The organism is Oceaniferula spumae, from assembly GCF_042849255.1.
In the GTDB taxonomy this organism is placed as follows: domain Bacteria; phylum Verrucomicrobiota; class Verrucomicrobiia; order Verrucomicrobiales; family Akkermansiaceae; genus Oceaniferula; species Oceaniferula spumae.
Map to the genome: position 1 here is coordinate 1,433,545 of NZ_AP026866.1, position 19,937 is coordinate 1,453,481.

Genomic DNA, 19,937 nt, shown 5'->3' on the forward strand with positions numbered 1-19,937 from the left:
GACTGCAACTACTGAGGTTCATGGCATCCGATTCCAATCATCCCACGCAAGGGGAAGGCAACTACTCCGTCGACGAAATGATGGCCCACCTGAAACGAGGTGAGCGCCAGAGACGTCGCACCGATCCCTCCGAAGAGGGCGAACTCGTGACGCGCGAAGACGGCACCCAGGCCGTGAAGGTCCGGCGCCGTAAAAGACGCTCAAAACAACCTGAAAAGAAGAAAAAAACACTCAACCCAAAGGTCAAATGGGCCATCTTGGGGAGCATTGTCGGCTTCGGCCTACTTCTTATCGTGGGCACGGTCATCATCATTGCCAAATACAACGGTCGGAAATTCAAAGCTACCACCGAGGCCACCATCAGCGAACTCTCAGGTGCCGGAGAAACTGAACTCACTCAGCTCCGAGTCACTCCGGTCTCTGCCAAGGCCGCGAAAGTTGATCTGGCATGGGACCGCCATTCATTTCTGAAAAGCGCCTCATTCAGCAACCTTCGTTCGGATCTCAAAGCCACGAGTTTCTTCACCAGTGATTGGATTGGCGAAACCGTCGTTGCCAGCGTGGGTAAAGCTTATCTCCAAGCTCCCGTCACCCAGGCCGAAAGCGGCTCAGGTCCGTTGGAATCCCCATACAAATTCGATAGCTACCGCTGCAATCAGCTCGATTTACACTTCGGCGATGACCGTGAGGCGCCTTCGATTCTCGGTCTTCAAATCTCACTGCGCAAAATGGTCAGCGAACGCTACCAGTATGTATTTCAGGACGGCACGGTGAAAATCAAGAACTGGCCGGATCTCAAATTAGCCTCCGGGGTGATCACGCTCAACTCGCAGGACGCTGAAGTCATCGCTCTTCTGGATTCAGAAAACAATCACAGTGGTGAACTTTCCATTTCCGGCCGAATTTCAAAGGATACCAGCAAAACGATCTCACTCGACATCAAGGCCAAGGATTACCCAATCCAAGAACTTCTTGGCAAAGAGCTCGGGCGTTTGGTTCGAGGCACTATCCAGAGTGACCTCGGATCACTATCATATGATTACGCCAAAACAGCCGATCAAGGGCTCAGTTTTGATATGCCTTTCACCTCACTCAATATTGATCTCAGTGAATTGCCTATGTTGACCACGATGAAGGATCTCACTGGAAACACGGATTACCTCCGTCCTTCCTTTAATCATTGCCGAGGAAACATCTCCCGCACCTCCGATGGCGTCAGCCTCAATAAGCTGGTATGGATCAGCAACAGTCTGATTACCCTTCAGGGGAATATCAATGTGGACTCCGAGAAAAAAATGAGCGGCACTCTGGATGTGGGCATCCCAACCTCAGCCTTCGATGGCACGCCTCCAGCGCCATTCCAAGGCCCCAAAGACGGACTGTATCACGCCAAGGTTACCCTTGGAGGCACGATTCATAACCCTCACGATAACCTTCGCGAACTCCTCAAGGTAAATACTGCCGAAAAGAGTGAGCCCAAGCTCCCTGAAGGCATCCCCGCCTCCCCCGCCGACCGTAAAGCTGAGCAGGAGAAGGAATTTGATGATCTCAGCCGTTGATCTTGGGTTGTCATTCTCGCTAAAGCTGTTTGAATTGGCGGCATGACAAAAGCGGACAAGCAATTCCTGTTCGATCTCCTCAATACACCCAGCCCCACGGGATTTGAGATGCCAGGCCAGCGTGTCTGGGCCAAGCACATCGGCAAACACGCCGATCGTGTTGAATGTGACACCTATGGCTCCACTTGGGCCGTGTTTGGAAATCAGAAAGCCAAAAAATCCGTGATGCTTGAAGCTCATGCAGATGAAATCGGCTTTATGATCAAACATATCACCAAGGACGGCTTTCTTTATGTTGATCGTGTAGGAGGAAGCGATGCCGCCACCGGTCGAGGCCGCCGACTCGATATCCTCACGGACAAAGGATCGGTAACCGGCATCATTGGAAACACTGCCATTCATCTCCGTCGCGACTCCCTCGCTAACGAAAAAGCACCTCAGATCCACCAACTCTGGGTAGACGTCGGTGCTTCTTCGCGCGACGAAGTGGCCGAACTCGGCATCCGTGTGGGTCACGTTGCCGTTTATCAAGACGGACCTTTGGAACTCGCCAACAAACGACTCGTCGGCCGAGCTCTCGATAACAGAATCGGAGGATTTATCATCGCTCAGGTGATGAAAAAAATTGCCAAATCCAAATCGAAACCCAGCCACTCACTGATCTGCCTGAATTCCATCCAAGAGGAAATCGGTGGCTCCGGCGCACGCATGGCCACACACCGGCTAATGCCCTCGGTTTGCATTTGTCTCGATGTTACCCATGCCACCGACACACCTGGCCTCAATGCCGCTCAGTATGGAGAAGTCAAACTTGGCAAGGGGCCCAGTCTGACGCACGGTAGCGCCAACCACCCACTCGTGGTAGAGCGACTCATGGAAGTCGCCGAAAAACAAAATATCCCGATCCAACACGAAGCCGCCGGCCGTTTCACTGGCACTGATACCGATAAAATATTTGATGTCCAGAACGGCGTGGCTAGTGCGCTAGTCTCACTTCCGTTGCGCTGTATGCATTCGGTTGTGGAAACCGCCCATTGGGACGATATTGAGTCCACCATCAACCTGTTGGCCGCCTTCGTCAGTTCACTAAAAGCTGGCGATGACTTCAGCCAGAAACTCTAACTAACTCCACTGACTTTCATGAAGCTCTCCACCGTCCTCTTTATTCTCGGAGCCGCCATCGCCCCTACGGCAGTGGTCGCAGCCACTGACCAGCCACAGGATGTCAAAGCGGCAATCAGCTATGTGAAACTACTCAGTCAGGAAAAGATTAACCTGACCGGGGACACAGCCCTCTCCCCTCACTGCGAACTGGGAAGACGAAAGCAAATCCGCGAACAAATCGAATTCTATTTAAAAACCAGCATCAATCAGGACGACGTGCTCACACTGGAGAGCAAAAAGGTTGAAGGTGATTTTGCTGCTCTGCTATTGCGTGCCGAAAACCCCACATCCCCCTTGGGCACGCGCATCCATGCACTTGCCATGTTGAAACGCGGTGGTGTTTGGAAGCCGGCACCGCTTCCCGGATCATTCGCTAACACTGGCTACGGTTATGATCCGGAAGTCGAAAAAACCGTGCGGTCTCTTGAACTCTGGATGGCGCGTGAAAAAATAAAACGTGAGACATCAGCCAGAGAAGAAGCATCTAACAAGTTCCTCACAGAGATTTCCGCTCGGGAGAAAACAGCCGGACTCGACGATATCTCTCCCGAGAAAGCGGTCACACTGCTCATTGAGGCACTGCGCAGTAAGGATCTGATGCGCATTCTCGCTATCATGGGTGCCGCCTCAGATGAATCATACGAACCTTTGAAAACCACCATCAGCCAAGTATCCCGCGGACTCAATGAAGATGATCCTGCAAACGACTGGCAACTGGTGAATAACCGCTCAGTGATCGCCCAGGTCATGAAGGTGGATAAAACCAAAAACGAAGTCGCCGTCGGCTTCTGGAACCCACTGGGTAAAACCGAAGAGAAGATCCTCTACTTCCCAGTTTTCAAAGCGAAGGGCAAAACCTTTGCCCGCTTGTCCGAGCTATTGAAGGTAGCGCTACTCCCTGAAGACGAGCGCTGGCAGCAGCGCTGGAGACACCGCCGTGGAGATGAAACCACTCTGCGCAAAAAACTCCCTTCTGTGATTTTTAAAAACAACACAGGCACCTCCCAGCCCACCAGTCGTCAACTTCTGGACGAGTTACTTAAGATCAATAAAACCGGCGACTTCAGCGCACTGCTCAGTCTCCTGCCTCGGAAAGGTGAATATTTTGGCAAAGAGGAGAATCAGAAAAAAGGTCTGCAGGCACTGGGTGCACTATGGAGGAACCTGAACTGGATGAAGGCGAACCCGCTGCATGTGCTCGATCTACTGGAAGAAGAAGACATCGCCCTTGCACCACTGCAATTCGCCAAAACCAACCGACCCGGCGAATTTGAAACGGTGAAGGTCTGGATGACCAAACTTGATGATGGCTGGCATGTCATCCCCGCCGAAATACTCGAGGAATCACAGGGGAAGGAAGCGCAGGTCACGATGCAGAAGCTGCAGCGTCAACTCAACTCAATCCAGCAAGCCCAACAGGAAAAACAAGCGCGTGAACTCATGGACAAGGTTGTCACGATAACACCACCATTGAAGCTTGATCCGGTCACTGACGAGGAAGCTAAGAAAACTCTGACCAATTTCCGAACACTCCTGCGCACCAAGGAAACGGCATCGGCCCTCGCAAGCAGTGCTGTTTTAGAAGGAACGAACAGCGCTCAAACACTCAAGATTTTCAACTACGCCATCAGAGGCGCAGCAGATCATACACCTCACGACGACACCCTGGGAATCAACCGTGCTGGCAAATGGTTGGGTATCTCGATTCGCACTACATCGAAGTCCTCCGGAGTCGCTGATTACCCTCTTTATCTTATCGTAAACACTGATGCTGGAGGAAAAGTCTTGTTAGACGTGGATCTTCGTCATGCCACAAATCGCGGGCGGGAGTTGCTCAATTCCAAAACTTGGAACAAACTCAAGGAAGCACTACCGGAGCAATCGCTCACCGAGGTCAAATCCATCTTCGACAAACACAATCAGCTCAGCACTGCTGACATTGCGAAACGCAAAAAGGAGCTGGAGGACGAAGATTAATCCGGCATTTCATTTCCCCATCATTTCCCAACTCACCTTTCATGTCTCCATTGGAATCCGCTCAGCTTCTTGAACAATCAGTCTGCACCATTATCCGAGGGCAGGAAAAAACCATCCGTAATGTGTTAGCCTGCATGATCGCGGGAGGGCACGTATTGTTAGAAGACAATCCAGGCACAGGTAAAACCACCTTGGCCAAGGCCATTGCCAAATCCATTAAGGATGCCAACTTCAGCAGGATCCAGTTCACTCCCGATTTATTACCTTCCGACATTCTCGGCGTATCCATTCTCAATCAGAAGACCTCGGAGTTTCAGTTTCACCCCGGCCCCGTATTCACAGACATTCTGTTAGCCGATGAAATCAACAGAGCGTCACCGCGAACTCAAAGTGCACTTCTGGAAGCCATGGCCGAGCAGCAGGCCACGATCGAAGGGAAATGCTACAACCTTGAAGGCCTGTTCTTTGTCATCGCCACCCAAAACCCGGTTGAATTCCGAGGAACATACCCACTGCCTGAAGCTCAGATGGACCGATTTGCGATGCAGTGCTCACTAGGCTATGTGAGCGCCGAGGAGGAGGCTCTAATCCTATCGTCGCAAAACAGCGGCCACCCGTTAGACTCCCTCGATCCAGCAGTTTCCCTGCAGGATATCAGAGACCTCCAAACCGCCGTTTCGAATATCCGGATCAGCGACGAACTTCGTCACTACATCGTGGCTCTGACCAATGCCACCCGCAACATCGAGGATGTGCAGCTTGCCGCCAGTCCGCGTGCTTCACTGGCATTGATGAAACTTTCCCAGGCACTTTCCCTGTTCGAGGGTCGCGATTTTGTCACCCCTGAAACCATCCAAGACATCGCTCCCGATGTCATCGCCCACCGTCTGGTCATCGCTCCAGAAGCGAAGTTCAGCGGATTGACTGGTAGAAGCATCGTCGAGGACATCCTTGAGAAAACACCGGCTCCAGTGTAGGGTCATCCCGTTATGGCGGAAGTAAAGCACACGGGATTTTTCCAACGCCAGATTTACCGGATCTATCACCGGAACTCCGCCCTTGCCCACTTCTTAACGCATCGCATCCGTCCTGCGGGAATCTTGTTAGTGATGCTCGTGCCCGCGGCGTGGCTACTGATGCCGCAGCATGCGCTTGGACCGCTCTTCCAGCTGCGCGGCCTGATCTTTGCCGTGCTTGGGATATGTTTCGTGTGGACTCTCCTTCGCAGAGCCAAAGTCACTGTGCACAGAGAACTCCCTCGGGTGGCGACTGCGGGAGAGACGGTGAACTATCACGTGCGGGTGAAAAACACAGGACTATTGAGCCTTTCCGGGTCGAGACTGTTAGAACTCGCTCCGGATAATCGCCCTGGGCTCGAGCTATTCACACACTCACGTGAACCTGGCGAGGAGAAGCGAAATATTTTCGATCGCACACTTGGTTATTACCGCTGGGAGTGGCTCCAGCGTGGGCTCACTTTATTCGCAAACGAAAGCTCCGCCCCTTTACCGAAAATCTCTCCCGGCGAAACTGTTTCAACCACGCTGACACTGACACCTAACAAGCGAGGGATCATTTCCCTGACCGATCTCCGCGTTTGCCTGCCTGACCCGCTTGGAGTTTTCCAGCGTGTCCGCAAAACACAATCCACCGCGGACAAGCTCGTTGTGCTTCCCCATCGTTACCGGCTCCCCCCGTATAACATCCCTGGCAACGCCCGTTTTCAACTGGGTGGCGAGGCGGCATCCAGTACCACAGGTCAATCGGGAGATTTCACCTGCGTTCGCGAATACCGACCAGGAGACCCACTGCGTCACATTCACTGGAAAAGCTGGGCACGCACGGGCAAAGCCATCGTGAAGGAGTACGAAGATGTTTTCTTCCCGCGCTACGGTCTGGTGCTGGATACCTTCGCCCCTGCCGAAGAGGCTGATTTGTTTGAAGAGGCTGTTTCGGTGGCCGCTTCATTTGCCGCGAGTATCGATACCCGGGAGACCTTGCTCGATCTGATGTTCATTCGTGACGAAGCCTACGTCTTTAGCGCCGGCCGAGGCGAAGAACGCATCGATAAAATGCTCGAAGTTCTTGCGGGTGTGCAGTGTGAGCCTATCCAAGATTTCGAAGCACTTCAAAATCTCGTGCTTCGCTACCGAGATGACCTGACAGCCTGCATCTGCATCTTCACCGGCTGGTGTGAACAACGGCGCGATACGGTGCAGAATTTGCAACGCGCAGGAGTCGAGCTTAAGGTCATATCCATCTGCCGTGAGCTTGATGACGCGCACCGGATTCACTCTCAGTATCCATCCCCTGTGCCTGTGCAGTGGCTACGCTCGACTCACGTGGAACAGGATCTACACCAGCGACCTCACTAATCATGCATCAAGACGCACCACCACGTTTGCTGACCGGCATCGCCCTTCTTTTCTGGGGCGGACTGACTGGACATCCGTTCGCTGGCTTGATCGCCGCGGTGCTGGTGGAGTCACGGTCCTGGCTTTCTATCCGATGGGATTTCAGTCGGGAGTCGTATGTCAGAGCTTGGCATATCTCGATTTTTTGTGGGGCCTTGCTATCGATGCTGGCGTGGCTCAATGGAGTCAAAGTCGGCAAGCTTCATAGTTTATTTGTCTGGTCTCCACTGACCTTGCTGCCCTTGGAGTTGGCTCAAAGATATGGCAAGGCGGCCTTGATTCCGCTCAATACCTTTTCATTTTTCGCACGCCGCAAGATGCAGCGAGATCTGAAACACGGCTACCACGTGAAACCCCGGATGATCAACACCGGCTATATCTACCTCGCCATCGTCATGCTGGCCACAGCGGTAGCGAGTCGAGACGATACCCGCCATTTCATCGGACTCGCGATTATCTTCGGAGCCTGTCTGTTTTTCAATGCACGCAAACACGGCTTCCGCCCCATCGCATGGGCTGCCTCGTTTCTAATGATTGTGGCTATTTCCTATGCCGGTCAATGGAGCATGTCGAAGCTCTACCATTACTACAGCGGCGGGCGTGATGGTGACGACCCAGGCAGACACACCTCAGCCAATGAGTCGCGCACGAACATTGGCAGACTCGGCCGCATCAAACTCAGCCCTCATATTTTCTGGCGCATGTGGGTGGAGAGTGCCGAGGTTCCCAGCCTGCTACGAACAGCCACCTACAACCAGTATTACCGAGCGACTTGGAAGCATATCCCTCAGCCAGAGGAGTCAGACACCATTACCGACGAAGAGGATAACGAAGGCTACAATACATCAGGCAGATTGGACACTGAGCGAGACATTCGCTACTTCGGCACCGAAATCCCCACGGTTGAGGGCGCCCCGGATGTGCGCATCATCGGCGAGGTAGACTCCGCCATTCTTTCCAACCCTCTGCCGATGCCGCATTTCACCAAAGCCATCGGTGACCTTGGAAATAAAGACAGTGAGGTATCCATTGCGTGTAACTCATTGGGAACCGTGCTCATTGATAACCCAGACTATCATGTGGTGTCCTATTCGGTCTGGAGAGGAAATGAATCAACCACGGAGGTGGATGCGCCGGCTGAATTTGATCTCAAAGTACCAGCTGCCGAACAAGAGGCCATCCGCCGAGTTTGCGCTGATTTGGGTCTTAAAAAAGGCATGTCTGCTCAAAAAATCCTGCTTGAGCTACAGCAACACTTTTCCTCAAATTTCAAATACACCACCCACCTAACAACTCCGGGTTTATCGAAAAGCACTCGGGGCACAGCCATTGGCTCATTCCTAGAAGACACACGTGCTGGGCATTGTGAGTATTTTGCCACAGCCACCTGTTTGATCCTGCGTGAGTGCGGAATTCCGGCTCGTTATTGTGTCGGCTTCGCCGTTACCGAGTTTGATGCCGAAAGAGGAGAATGGGTGATGCGCGGCAAGCACGCTCATGCGTGGGTGCGCGTTTGGGATAAAGACCATTGGGAAGATGCCGACCTAACACCTCCATCGTGGGAAGCGATGGAACAAATTAAAATCCCAGCCTGGAGACTGGAATTAATCGACTGGTGGCAGCGAGTGCGCGAAGACTTTTTGATCTGGAGAACCAGTGATGAGAATAAAACCACAACGGCCATCGTCGTCGGCTTGATTGTGGGGCTGGTGTTATTCTGGTTTGGCTGGAGGCTGTGGAAGTCTCGTCACCGCGATGCCAGGGCCGGCAAAAGCAGGCGATACGCCCACCCACCGGGAACCCCGCTCACGGCACTGAATAAACTGGAATCAGCGATCTCACGCAAAATCGGACCGCGCCCGTCAGGCCTTCCTCTCGGTCGCTGGGTGATGCAATTGGAAGGTATTGACCCCAGCCTGAATACGCTGATTTCGCCACTGACCAAACTACACTCAGAAGCACGTTTTGATCCCGAAGGAGATCATACTAACAAGTATGACGAAATCGCCCGACTCAGCGCTGAGCTTAAGAAGCGTTTGAAAACGCTGTCACCGGTCGGTAGTCATTCACTAGGAAAAGGATCGGCGCTGTGACGCAGATCAATTTCCGACTGGGTGTAAATGGGGGAACCTTGCTCTGGATGCGTTACTTCGTATGCAGGACGCACCAACGTTAGAGCCAAGGCCGAGGTCGTCGTCAGCACCGCAGCAACGATGGCCCAGCTGGGATTCCCCATCCGAGCACCTCCTAACAGACGATCAACCCGCAGCTTCAGAGGTGCGTGGTCTGCCATCGCCAGAACTCCTTGTGGCCGGTTCTCCGTCAAGGCTGATTCGACGACATCACAAAGTGCGCGGATGTAACTGCGGCGGTCGGCACCAGCTTCAACAACAAGAGCGTCACAGGCATACTCACACTGAGTTAACAGCTTTGCTCTCAGCCACCAGACCAAGGGATTATACCAGTGTAGTGCGCAGGCGAACTCAGCCGCAAGACGCACCCATAAATCCCGACGTTGCACATGTCCAAGTTCGTGGAGGATGGCCATTTTTCGCGTTCCCTCATTCCATTCAGTGGAAGTAGCTGGCAGCAGAATCACCGGACGAATCAGACCGGCCACGACTGGGGAGGACAGGCCCGTTTTCACTCGAAGCTCTGGCATTTTTTTCAGGCCTAACATTTCCGAACATTCACCGATTAGACTTTGCCATCCGTGACAATCAGCTGGATCAGAGGCCGTGATCCATTTTTTCAAAATCCAAATATTTCGAACCATCCGCAAGACCATCACCAGTGCCATGACGGCCCATAGAAAGGTCAAATATTCCGAGGCTCCCCACACTCCCGCATTCTCTGAGCCCAGACCTTGGACGTGACTCATCTCGACTCGAACCTTGGGTAGCATCGCCAACCCTGGAAGCACTAACAGAAGTGCCAGACACAGTGTCGTCAGCCACGGTCTACCACAGGGATCCTTCCTGCCCATGATCCACACCCACACGGCAGCGATCATCGACATTAGTAGACTGGTGAGTAATAGAGACATAATCTGGCGGAGTGTTTAAAAATATACGGAGGCTCTCACTCCTCCTCTTCCAAAGCAGAGCGGATTTTTTCGATCTCGGTTTTGTCGAGCTGCATGTCCTTGGGATCCAACAGAGCCGCCACTAGCTTTTCGGGTCGACCATCAAAAAACGTGCTGAGAAGATTGGAAATGGCGGATCGACGTGCCCGCTTTTCCGCGATCGCAGGCTTGTAAATATAGCGTCTGGATTCCTTGCTATGGGTCACCATCCCCTTGCCCTCGAGAGTCGCCATCAATGCGCGCACTGCGGAGTATGACGGAGGATCGGGAAGATTGTCTAAAACCTCTTTTGCCGAGGCCTGCCCCAAACGATAGAGGATATCCATGATTTGGCGCTCGCGTCTGGACATATGCCCTTTTTCCAATCGATTCATAGTTGGAAACTCCCACAGTGCTAGAAATACTGCAATTAAATAATGCTATTATTTTAGCACAAAGAGTTTGACACCCACCCCTAATTGCTGCTTTTCTAGCACCATCATGAAAACGAGACTCATTACCCTCCTCTCCATGGCAACTCTGTCTGTCACCCCATGGTTTTTCTCATCCTGCGCCAACTACGCTCCCATTCCGCAGGCAGCACCTGCTCCGTCAGTCAGTAGCGGGGATGCTTCCGACATGCCATGGAACGCCCCCTCTCGAGCCACAGCCGAATCGGCAGCACACTCTCGAAAGGCCTACAAACCGAAAAGCCGCCCTGGTCTAGGAACCGGGTGGGGCAATGAAGTTACCTCCAACATTGGATACTCGAGTTTTGTCCGGTCCAGCTCCAAACCCGCTGGTGTTGCCTCGATTTACTACAATGACAAGGAAGGCGTCGAAGCCATGGCCGGATCATGGAAATACAGTGGCAGCGGTATGCAACGTGCTGCTGGCGGGCTGGTGGAATGGGGAGTGAAAGGCGGCTGGAGCATGCTCAAAAACTACAATTCCGGCAGCCGACGCTATGTGGTCGGGCGCAAAGGCAGCAATTACTCTCTGCTGGTCAAAAACTTGAGCCATTCCGCGTTAGAGATCGTGCTCAGTGTTGATGGTCTCGATGTGATGGATGGCAGGCCGGCATCGTTCGGAAAACGTGGCTATATCATTCAGCCCGGAAAAACTCTGACGGTGCAAGGTTTCCGCACCAGCGAATCGGCAGTAGCGTCGTTCAAATTCTCCTCCGTCTCTGGTTCTTATGCGAATCAACGCCATGGGAAAACTCGCAACGTCGGCGTGATCGGCATGGCGGTATTCACTAGAAAAGGTGTCGATCCATGGAAGTGGTCTCGCGCCGCTGTGGGACAGCGTCATGGTGCTAGCCCGTTTGCAGAAGCTCCACAATCGCGGGCGAGGTAAGTCGGCATCACAACCAGCAAAATCAAATCAGCTCCCGATCGCGACAGTTTGCGATCGGGAGTTCTTTTTTCGTTTGGAGTTAGCGGTTTTGAAGGTAACATCCGGCCATGGAGCACTCGCGATCCAAGACACCTCTCATTTTCTTTATTTCGGTATTGGTTCTCACCATTCTCGCCGTCTTTTTGTTAGTTAGGCAGTGCTCATCAGAGCAATCGAGTGACGATGTCGTGGAACAAACTTCGGACGACGCAGCCAATGGAGCAGACGGCGACAGCATCGGACTTACCGTGGATGGCAAACATGTGGACGAAACCAGCACCGGTCACTCAGGAACTCCCGAAGAGCTGGTTGGGCGGATTCGCGACTTTATCGTCGATGCCAATGACACCGGTGATGCCAAACCTCTGATCGACTTCATTGGCCAAGGGGCGCTCACGCCGGAACAAAAACGCAAGCTTCACGAACTGGCAGCCGGATCACAGTTAAAACTCAATCCCAACCAACCGTTTTCAGCGCTCAAGAATGCGGCTGACCGCTGGGCACTCAACCTCGCTGACAACCAGCGCATCCTTCTGGATCTGGCGAAGAACATCGAAGGTGGATGGAAGGTCAATCGAGTCACTCTCCCAGGCGAAAAAGGAGCCCTCGTTGATGGAGGCATGGATCCGGCAACTCCGGAAGACGAAGTCAAAGCTGCAGCTGCGGTGAAAGGCTTCATGGATGCCATCCTCAAACTAGACCCAACAGCTGCCCGTCAATTCGTCGATACCGAGCAAGTGAATTACGCCAAGCTCGCTGGACTCTGCATTATTTTCGAAGAGGGAAAATACAAACTTACCGAAGAAAAACCGGTAAGGAAAATGTTCCTAACCGAAAAGACAGCGGGTTGGTTGACTCGTGTTGAATCCGCTGGAGCTGAGCAGTCCGCCATGTTTGCCATCAACACCAAACGCAAGGATGCAGAGTCTCCATGGAAAATCACGGAGATCAATCTCGACAAACTGTTAGCAGATTACGCGGGCCGCTTTTCTGATGGCGATATTTACTACACTCCTCTGATTAAAAATCCGAAGGGCGGTGACTCTCTCGCGATCTATTTCGACCTCGACTCCGGAGAGCTAACTGCAAGAACGCAGAGACAACTGAATGTGGTGGCCAATCTCTTGAAGAATGACACTGCGAAAAATCTGACTATTTCCGGTCACACCGATGCGTTGGGCTCGGAAGATCACAACCTCAAGCTCTCAGAAGAGCGTGCCCGTCGAGTCATGAAGTATCTGAATGACCAAGGAGTTGCGGCCGAACAGATTAAAATCATCGGATACGGAAAATCCAAACCACGCCGCCCGAACACCACCCCAGACGGAGAAGATGCCCCAGATGGTCGTCGTGCCAACCGGAGGGCAGAAATCCTGCTCAATTTTTAAACAACCCTCCCGCCTAAACATCGAGCCATGAAACAACGGATCATTCTCTGCGGCATCGCGGTGCTATTTATCGTTGTTGCCGGTATCGTGATCAAAGGCTTCATACGGTCTCGGTCGGGCTACGATGTCCCCGTTAAATCCATGGCGACTTGGCAACAGGCCGATGCCGCTCTGGGATATCCGTTAAATGCCGCAACGATCTTGGGAGATGAAGGCCAGATTGAGACTGCAGTCATCCCTGAATTCGATCCGCGATTGATTCAGCTCTCCGCTTTCGAACGCGCGACGGTGCCCACCGCCACCCGCATGTCCGCAGCAATGGGCAGCGAGCATGGAGCTCTCACCTACAACGCCCAACCGTTCTGGTCAGACAACGCAAAACGCGGCGGCCACCATACCGGAGACGACTTCAACGGCATCGGCGGAATGAACACCGATCTCGGGGATCCCGTTTATGCGGTAGCAAACGGACTGGCGGTCTATCGAGGTGAGCCATCTTCAGGCTGGGGAAATACATTGATCTTAGCCCACCGAGGCAAAAAGGGCGAACTACTGCTTTCGATGTATTCCCATTTAGACCAAATCCATGCACCATACGGCAGCATCATTTCACGCGGAGAAACGATCGGCACGGTAGGCACGGCTAACCTCAATTATCCAGCGCACCTGCATTTGGAAATGCACAACAGCGCGGGAGTTCATATCGGCCGTGGATACACCAGCTCTCAGGGCGACCGCATTGACCCAGTATCCGTCATAGCCCAACACTCAGTTGCTTCACCTGATCGGCTCCACGCTGAACCTCTCGCCATCGTCACCCGAGAAAACTTGGCCGATTTACATAATAGGCTGACGATCAAAAATCAGTCTGCTCCAGATAAATAAACGATTGGCATTAACCACGTGCTGTGACAGACCCTATATACACCTAACGGGCAACGCCTAACCACCTTCCCCAGCTATTTTATGAGTCAGGACTCTACACCCATCGATTTTACACCTCCAGCCGTAGAGGAAATTGCCGACTTATTGCCAGCATACGAGATCCTTTCATTCATTGCCAAAGGCGGTATGGGAGCGGTGTATTTAGCCCGACAAAAATCGCTGGATCGTCAGGTTGCCATCAAAATCCTCCCCCGCCACTTCGGAGAGGATGCCGATTTCCGTAGTTCTTTCGAGGCCGAGGCCAAAAGTATGGCCAAGTTCAACCACCCGAATTTGATCGGTATCTACGATTTCGGTCAAGTGGACGGCCTGCTTTACATCATCATGGAGATGGTTCAGGGGAAATCACTCTATCACTCAGCATACGGAAGAACCATTGATCCAGATGAGTCTGCGCGCATCGTTGCAGGTATCTGCCGCGGTCTATCCAGCGCACACAACCATGGGATTCTTCACCGTGACATCAAACCGGCTAATATTCTCCTAGACCCGAACGCCTCACCTAAGATCGGCGACTTTGGACTAGCACGTCCGGTGGGAGATCACGAGAGCGACAGCGCCTTTGGAACCCCCGGCTACACCGCTCCAGAAGTCGTTCACAATCCATCTGCGGTCGATGAAAGCACCGATCTATATTCTGTAGGCGTGATTCTCTACGAACTGCTGACTGGCAAGCTCCCTGAGAGTATTTACACCCCAGCGGCGACCCTCATCGGCTGCGACCCTCGATTCGATCAAATTGTTCGCAAAGCCACCCACCCCACCCCTGCAATGAGATACCGCAAGGCTGAGGATATTGCCGAGGCTCTGGAGGACATTCGTAAAAATAAAAAACCGGCCAATCCCCTGTTGATGAAAGCTCAGGGAAGCACCGCACCTCCACGTCAGGCCCGCAGCTTGGTCACGCCTGGATCCGATGCCAGTCGCCCCAAATTAAACACGGGCACGACCAATAATACAGATGGGGATTCCGCATCCAAAAATCCTCCAGCCAGTTCTTCGCAGTCCCCCGCCACCGCAGTCAACGCAGGCTCGAATGTTCCATTTATCCGCAACATCATCATTATCATCGGTCTACTCGCCGCGATTTTCATCGCGTGGGAAGGACTCAAGGTAGTTCGCGCGAATCGTGATGCCGAGCAAGCCCGTGTGAAAGCCCTTGATGCCGAGCAAAAAAAGGAGGCCGAACAGAAAAGGAAAGATGCTGCCGCAGCCAAGCTCAAGGATCCCAAGAACAACGTTGTCAAACGCCCTGTTCCCAAAAATCCACAGCCGACCCCACCCAAGGTAGAAACACCGCGCGAAATGCTCGCCAGATTACGCCCGCAACTTCTCCGTGGCGACCGCACGGAGTTGCCCAAAGGAGCTTTTACCCGTGATGGCCGTGCTCGCATGTATATCGAAGACGAGATGACCTGGCCTGAGGCTCGGGCATTTTGTGAAAGACACGGTGGCCATCTCGCCATTCTCCCCGAGGCCAACGATCTCCAATGGCTCAGCTCCAAACTAAAATATAACCAAACCATCTGGTTGGGTGCCGGAAGCGCTGGTGACAACCAATGGCGATGGATAGATGGCACTCCATGGAAACAAGAAATCCGCAAGACCTCCAAGTCGTCCTACGTCGCTGTCGATGACACAGGCATCCTAACACCCAAGCCTGCTTCCACTCTTCACAGCTTCTTTATTGAATGGAGTATGGATGGCCAAATGCCCGCCAGCTTGGACAATCAGCTCAAGCGCTGTGCCGACTCAATAGAATCCGGAAACCCTCAGTATCCGGCAGGAACCACATCTTACGATAATCGCCACTTCCTCCTGATTCAGATGAATTCGGACTGGGAAACTGCCCGCAACTTGGCCGAAACGGGAAAGGGCCATCTCGCAGTGCCCTCCAATGCAGATGAGAACATCTGGATTCTTGGTTTCGTAGCTTCCTCGTTAGAGAAGGATCAAGCATGTTGGATCGGTGGCTTCCGCCCATCTAACGAAGACTGGAAATGGTCGACCGGAGAGCCTTGGAAATTTGCCAAATGGGGAACGGGAGCACCCAACGAGGACTCCGGAACCATCGCAGGTTGCGCTGTCCAACCGTCACAGTCGTGGGACGATTACTCGATCGATACCAGTCTTTCCCATTTCCTGATCGAGTGGAGCAGTGACAACAAAGGACTCAAGAGTGTCGACACAGGATCAAAAGGGGCGAAACCGAGCGCAGGCCCAGTCGACCAGTTATCATCTCTGCGTCGCAAGTGCGCGAGCCTGATCCTCAAGATCCAACAAAAATACGAAAAGGATTTCTCCAGCAACATCAGAGGCTACGAACAAGAGCTGACTGTATTTAGACGTGGCCTTACGAAAAGTCTCTCCGAGGCATACACGCCTGGTATCCTCACCATGACGAGCAACTACCCAGGCAACCGGATCCCTGAGAACCTCCCTCGGGAAAACATGCCGGAAAAAGTGGCGGAAATTCTGGATATCAGACTCGAGCGACAAAACCGCATCCAGTCGAACTACATTTCTGAAATCGAGGATCTGCGGGAAAAATACCGCGCTAACCTCCATAGCTCCGTTAAGGACTTGGAAAGTAACGGCCTGAAGTCAGCCTCACGCTTGATCAAACAGGAAATTGAAGACACCGCTGGGAATTCAAAGAGCTTTGTCGACCATATCCTCAAAGCTGGTTAACACGCTATTGGTGCCAGAACATATTCAGGCCTCGAAATATTCCAGTGTCTGAAAAAACTGGATAGCGCCAGAGGTTCTTTGAGAACCTTGATGTTTTAGATGTCTTATCTAACGGCTTGCCTCACTATCGTCGATCCGTTATAATCTGTCGGTCTTACTTCAGACTGTTCGCTCGCGTGGGCACTCATATGGGGTATATTGCGGATGGGTATTGAAGCCTCTCCATCTTTTCCGACACACACACCATGTCATCCGACTCGCATTTTTCCAGCCCCAGCATTGAGGAACTCGGTAGGCTTATCCCCGCATACGAGATTCTAGAACTCGTGTCTGTAGGACGCCGTGGCGCACTTTATAAAGCACGTCAGAAATCCCTCGACCGCCTCGTTACCATCAAGGTTTTGCCGCCCGAAATCGGACAAAATCCGACGCTTCGACAAGCCTTCGAAACTGAAGCCAAAGCCATGGCCAGGCTCAATCATCCCAATTTGGTGGATGTCTTTGATTTCGGTGATGTCGGAGGCATGCTTTACATCATCATGGAGGATATGCCGGAGCGGAACCTGCATTCCACCACAGCTGGGCATCACGTGGAGCCGAAGGAAAGCGCACGCTTGATTGCGGACGTCTGCCACGGTCTCGCCCATGCTCATGAACAAGGCATCGTGCATCGAAATCTTTCCCCTAAGAGCATCCTGATCAGCGATGATGCCGAGCCTAAGATCGTCGATTTCGGACTCGCCAGTCTGGCGCAACAGGAGGACGGTGACGACAACCCTGAAAATCAGGCCTACAGTGCTCCGGAGACACTCGATACACCTCCCAGCGTCGATGCCAGATCAGATATTTTTGCCGTAGGGGTCATGCTCTACCGTTTGCTGACCAGCCATCTGCCCGGAGTTCCCTACACTCCCCCTTCAGAGGTCAATCAAACTCATGAAACTCTGGATGAGATCATCGCAAAAGCCATTCACCCGGATCCGAGTGAGCGCTACCAGCAAGCATCACTCATGGCGGCGGATTTGGAACTCTATCTGAAGAAATCCGGAGCTGCCCCTACTCAGGCTCTGATCAGAAACATGATGGCCGGCAGCACCACGACAGGTGTCATGCGAGCAACGCCGCAGCCCACACTCGCCTCGGCTAAAGCACACGGTGGTGGTGGAAAAATTGTCGCCCTTGCCGTGATCTCTTTGATTATTGGAGCCATTGCGGTGGTCATGACCGCGAATAAAAAGAAGGCCAAAAAAGAGTCACCATCACCCGTGGTTGTGACTCCGGCCCCGGTTGCAAAAAAGCCAGTCTCCCCGACGCCGCCTAAACAAGCGCCGAAACCCAAACCCGTAGCACCCAAGCCCAAGCCAAAACCCGTAGCCTCCAAGCCGAAGCCTGCCCCACCGGTCGCATCCACCCCCAAGCCCAAAATTGCCCCACCAGCACCAAAGGTGCCAGATGCTCCTGCGGTTCCAGACTTTGATCGAGAAGCTTGGCTCGCCAATGCCCGTTCAGTGATGGTGACAAAAGGTCGGAGTTCTATCTCAAACTACGATAAAGAACTTCTCCGCAACATCGATCGCTTCGAGCGCGATGTCGCCCGTCTTGTTCGGAAACTTGATCGCAACGTCAGGAAACCTATCGAAGTCAAAGTCGATGAGGCATTTGAAGAATACCGTGAACTTGGGTACATCCCTGAAGAAATAGACAAAGACGCACCCGAACAAATCAAGAAAATCTACAAAGAAGCCCTCGCGGATCAGGCAAAGATCTACGATGACAACCTAACAGGCTTCACCCGCCTTCGCTTGACCTACTTGAAGGGCCTGGACGTAAAAATCAATCAGCTCAAAAAAGAAGGCAACGATACACACGCTGCAGCTCTGGACGAGGAACTTGAGCTGACTCAAAAGGACATGGCTCGATTCCTTTTGATTCTGAGAGGCCTGTCAACCGACACAGAGCCAGAGCCTGACGATAAGGATAAGAAATAAAAAAAGTGACTCGCAGGACTGGAAAACAGGACAAAACACCACGTCAAATCCTGTTTTCCAAAAACATCTAATTCCGCTTGCCTTATTGTTAAAATTTCCTTACTTCTAATGCTGTAACTATTAAGCAGCATGACCTTAAAGCAACCAGTCAACAGTTCACCGACTGCGGAGGATATTCAGTCCTACCTGCCGGCGTACGATAGACTCGAGCTTCTCGCTGTGGGAGGCATGGGCGCCGTTTACAAAGCGCGCCAAATTTCCTTGGATCGCCCAGTGGCCATCAAGGTGCTCACCCACGCTTGTTCCACGGCTCTTCAGTTCCGTCAGATCTTCAAATGTGAGGCTCAGGTCATGGCTAAACTAAATCATCCAAATTTAGTTTCCATCTACGATTATGGTGAAGCCAATGGGCTACTCTACATCGTCATGCAATTTGTGGAAGGTCGCTCGCTGCATGACGCAGCACACGGCAAATCTGTTGCTCCGCAAGAGTCCGCGGCGCTGGTTTCCAAAATCAGCAAGGCTCTGTCACATGCCCACAACGCAGGTATTCTTCATCGCGATATCAAACCTGCCAATATTCTGGTCGATTCCAAAATCAACCCCGTGGTCGTGGATTTCGGCCTTGCGCATCATTCTCACGAGTCGACCATGAAAGGCCAAACGGTCTTCGGCACGGCTGGTTACACCGCCCCCGAAGTTCTTGAGCCGCCCTATAGTGCTGACCAACGCGCTGACATATTCTCACTCGGCGTACTGCTACACGAACTCCTCACAGGACAAATGCCGCAGTCGCCCTATGTCGCACCATCGGGTCTCGCGGCTGTTGACCCTCGCTACGATGCCGTCGTGATGCGAGCTATCCACCCAAATCCGGCGAAACGCTACAACAACTGCGAAGCCTTCGCAGCCGATCTAGATCGAATCGTCGCTGGCAAAGAGCTCAGTCTTTCGCCCCTGTTACTGACTCCTGCGGTTCATCCTGGCCTGGTGCATAAAACTCCTGTCACCTCCACCGCAGTGGTAAAACCAGCGGCAACACCTCAGATCCCCGCAGCAGCACCTTCGGAACCGTCCAATGTGATCGCACTGCCATCACTCGACAATTCTCGCAAAACCAATACCTCCACCAAGGTCGCTCTCGCAGCCTGCGTCACGATGGGATTGGTCGTCTCCGGCCTGATTGTTGATTCTGTCATGAACGCTCCCACAAGGAATGCTCGTAACGAGGCAAAGCAGGGCAAACCCAAGTCTCCCGTCAAGGCGACAAGTGATGCCCGCAACAATCGAGGCGAACCCACAATGGGCCCAGACATCACAGCGAGTAATCTTTAGGCAGTTTCCGCCGA

At 52.8% G+C, this 19,937-nt stretch carries 14 protein-coding genes; 12 read left to right on the plus strand and 2 right to left on the minus strand.

Annotated features, from left to right (window positions below):
• The first annotated feature begins 20 nt into the window (after positions 1-20).
• From ACSPJT_RS06025 to ACSPJT_RS06050, 6 genes are read left to right on the plus strand one after another with little or no spacing between them, the layout of a single operon-like run.
• On the plus strand, positions 21-1,559 hold the full coding sequence (locus ACSPJT_RS06025; RefSeq protein ID WP_435895464.1) for a hypothetical protein: 1,539 nt from the start codon (positions 21-23) through the stop codon (positions 1,557-1,559).
• A gap of 42 nt (positions 1,560-1,601) precedes the next feature.
• Positions 1,602-2,681, plus strand: coding sequence for a M42 family metallopeptidase (locus ACSPJT_RS06030; protein ID WP_435895465.1), 1,080 nt, complete (start codon positions 1,602-1,604; stop codon positions 2,679-2,681).
• Positions 2,682-2,699: 18 nt separating this feature from the next.
• The gene (locus ACSPJT_RS06035; RefSeq protein WP_435895466.1) at positions 2,700-4,700 is read left to right on the plus strand and encodes a hypothetical protein; all 2,001 of its coding nucleotides are present in this window, start codon (positions 2,700-2,702) and stop codon (positions 4,698-4,700) included.
• 41 nt (positions 4,701-4,741) lie between these two features.
• The gene (locus ACSPJT_RS06040; protein ID WP_435895467.1) at positions 4,742-5,677 is read left to right on the plus strand and encodes an AAA family ATPase; all 936 of its coding nucleotides are present in this window, start codon (positions 4,742-4,744) and stop codon (positions 5,675-5,677) included.
• Between the two features lie 12 nt (positions 5,678-5,689).
• Positions 5,690-7,075 carry a DUF58 domain-containing protein gene (locus tag ACSPJT_RS06045; protein ID WP_435895468.1) on the plus strand — a complete coding sequence of 462 codons (1,386 nt, stop codon included), beginning with the start codon at positions 5,690-5,692 and terminating at the stop codon, positions 7,073-7,075.
• Between the two features lie 2 nt (positions 7,076-7,077).
• Entirely contained in the window at positions 7,078-9,207 is a 2,130-nt protein-coding gene (locus ACSPJT_RS06050) for a transglutaminase domain-containing protein (protein ID WP_435895469.1), read from the plus strand.
• Here ACSPJT_RS06050 and ACSPJT_RS06055 read toward each other — a convergent pair.
• Together ACSPJT_RS06055 and ACSPJT_RS06060 are read right to left on the minus strand one after the other, a co-directional pair.
• Positions 9,177-10,160, minus strand: coding sequence for a M56 family metallopeptidase (locus ACSPJT_RS06055; protein WP_435895470.1), 984 nt, complete (start codon positions 10,158-10,160; stop codon positions 9,177-9,179). The genes ACSPJT_RS06050 and ACSPJT_RS06055 overlap by 31 nt on opposite strands.
• 35 nt (positions 10,161-10,195) lie before the next feature.
• Positions 10,196-10,573, minus strand: coding sequence for a BlaI/MecI/CopY family transcriptional regulator (locus ACSPJT_RS06060; protein WP_435895471.1), 378 nt, complete (start codon positions 10,571-10,573; stop codon positions 10,196-10,198).
• A gap of 106 nt (positions 10,574-10,679) precedes the next feature.
• Here ACSPJT_RS06060 and ACSPJT_RS06065 point away from each other — a divergent pair, with 106 nt between their 5' ends.
• From ACSPJT_RS06065 to ACSPJT_RS06090, 6 genes are all read left to right on the plus strand, one after another.
• On the plus strand, positions 10,680-11,537 hold the full coding sequence (locus ACSPJT_RS06065; protein ID WP_435895472.1) for a hypothetical protein: 858 nt from the start codon (positions 10,680-10,682) through the stop codon (positions 11,535-11,537).
• A 107-nt stretch (positions 11,538-11,644) separates the two neighbouring features.
• Positions 11,645-12,964, plus strand: coding sequence for an OmpA family protein (locus ACSPJT_RS06070; RefSeq protein WP_435895473.1), 1,320 nt, complete (start codon positions 11,645-11,647; stop codon positions 12,962-12,964).
• Between the two features lie 27 nt (positions 12,965-12,991).
• A complete protein-coding gene (locus tag ACSPJT_RS06075) occupies positions 12,992-13,849 on the plus strand; it encodes a M23 family metallopeptidase (protein WP_435895474.1) in 858 nt (285 codons plus the stop codon).
• An 81-nt stretch (positions 13,850-13,930) separates the two neighbouring features.
• A complete protein-coding gene (locus ACSPJT_RS06080; protein WP_435895475.1) occupies positions 13,931-16,600 on the plus strand; it encodes a protein kinase domain-containing protein in 2,670 nt (889 codons plus the stop codon).
• 245 nt (positions 16,601-16,845) lie between these two features.
• Positions 16,846-18,588: a serine/threonine protein kinase gene (locus ACSPJT_RS06085; protein ID WP_435895476.1), complete on the plus strand. Its 1,743-nt coding sequence runs from the start codon at positions 16,846-16,848 to the stop codon at positions 18,586-18,588.
• A 129-nt stretch (positions 18,589-18,717) separates the two neighbouring features.
• Positions 18,718-19,923: a serine/threonine-protein kinase gene (locus ACSPJT_RS06090; protein ID WP_435895477.1), complete on the plus strand. Its 1,206-nt coding sequence runs from the start codon at positions 18,718-18,720 to the stop codon at positions 19,921-19,923.
• Positions 19,924-19,937 lie beyond the last annotated feature (14 nt).

Excerpts from the sequence above, each read along its gene's own strand:
- ACSPJT_RS06025 (WP_435895464.1), top strand. The coding sequence starts at position 21 with ATGGCATCCGATTCCAATCATCCCACGCAAGGGGAAGGCAACTACTCC.
- ACSPJT_RS06030 (WP_435895465.1), top strand. The coding sequence starts at position 1,602 with ATGACAAAAGCGGACAAGCAATTCCTGTTCGATCTCCTCAATACACCC.
- ACSPJT_RS06035 (WP_435895466.1), top strand. The coding sequence starts at position 2,700 with ATGAAGCTCTCCACCGTCCTCTTTATTCTCGGAGCCGCCATCGCCCCT.
- ACSPJT_RS06040 (WP_435895467.1), top strand. The coding sequence starts at position 4,742 with ATGTCTCCATTGGAATCCGCTCAGCTTCTTGAACAATCAGTCTGCACC.
- ACSPJT_RS06045 (WP_435895468.1), top strand. The coding sequence starts at position 5,690 with ATGGCGGAAGTAAAGCACACGGGATTTTTCCAACGCCAGATTTACCGG.
- ACSPJT_RS06050 (WP_435895469.1), top strand. The coding sequence starts at position 7,078 with ATGCATCAAGACGCACCACCACGTTTGCTGACCGGCATCGCCCTTCTT.
- ACSPJT_RS06055 (WP_435895470.1), bottom strand. The coding sequence starts at position 10,160 with ATGTCTCTATTACTCACCAGTCTACTAATGTCGATGATCGCTGCCGTG.
- ACSPJT_RS06060 (WP_435895471.1), bottom strand. The coding sequence starts at position 10,573 with ATGAATCGATTGGAAAAAGGGCATATGTCCAGACGCGAGCGCCAAATC.
- ACSPJT_RS06065 (WP_435895472.1), top strand. The coding sequence starts at position 10,680 with ATGAAAACGAGACTCATTACCCTCCTCTCCATGGCAACTCTGTCTGTC.
- ACSPJT_RS06070 (WP_435895473.1), top strand. The coding sequence starts at position 11,645 with ATGGAGCACTCGCGATCCAAGACACCTCTCATTTTCTTTATTTCGGTA.
- ACSPJT_RS06075 (WP_435895474.1), top strand. The coding sequence starts at position 12,992 with ATGAAACAACGGATCATTCTCTGCGGCATCGCGGTGCTATTTATCGTT.
- ACSPJT_RS06080 (WP_435895475.1), top strand. The coding sequence starts at position 13,931 with ATGAGTCAGGACTCTACACCCATCGATTTTACACCTCCAGCCGTAGAG.
- ACSPJT_RS06085 (WP_435895476.1), top strand. The coding sequence starts at position 16,846 with ATGTCATCCGACTCGCATTTTTCCAGCCCCAGCATTGAGGAACTCGGT.
- ACSPJT_RS06090 (WP_435895477.1), top strand. The coding sequence starts at position 18,718 with ATGACCTTAAAGCAACCAGTCAACAGTTCACCGACTGCGGAGGATATT.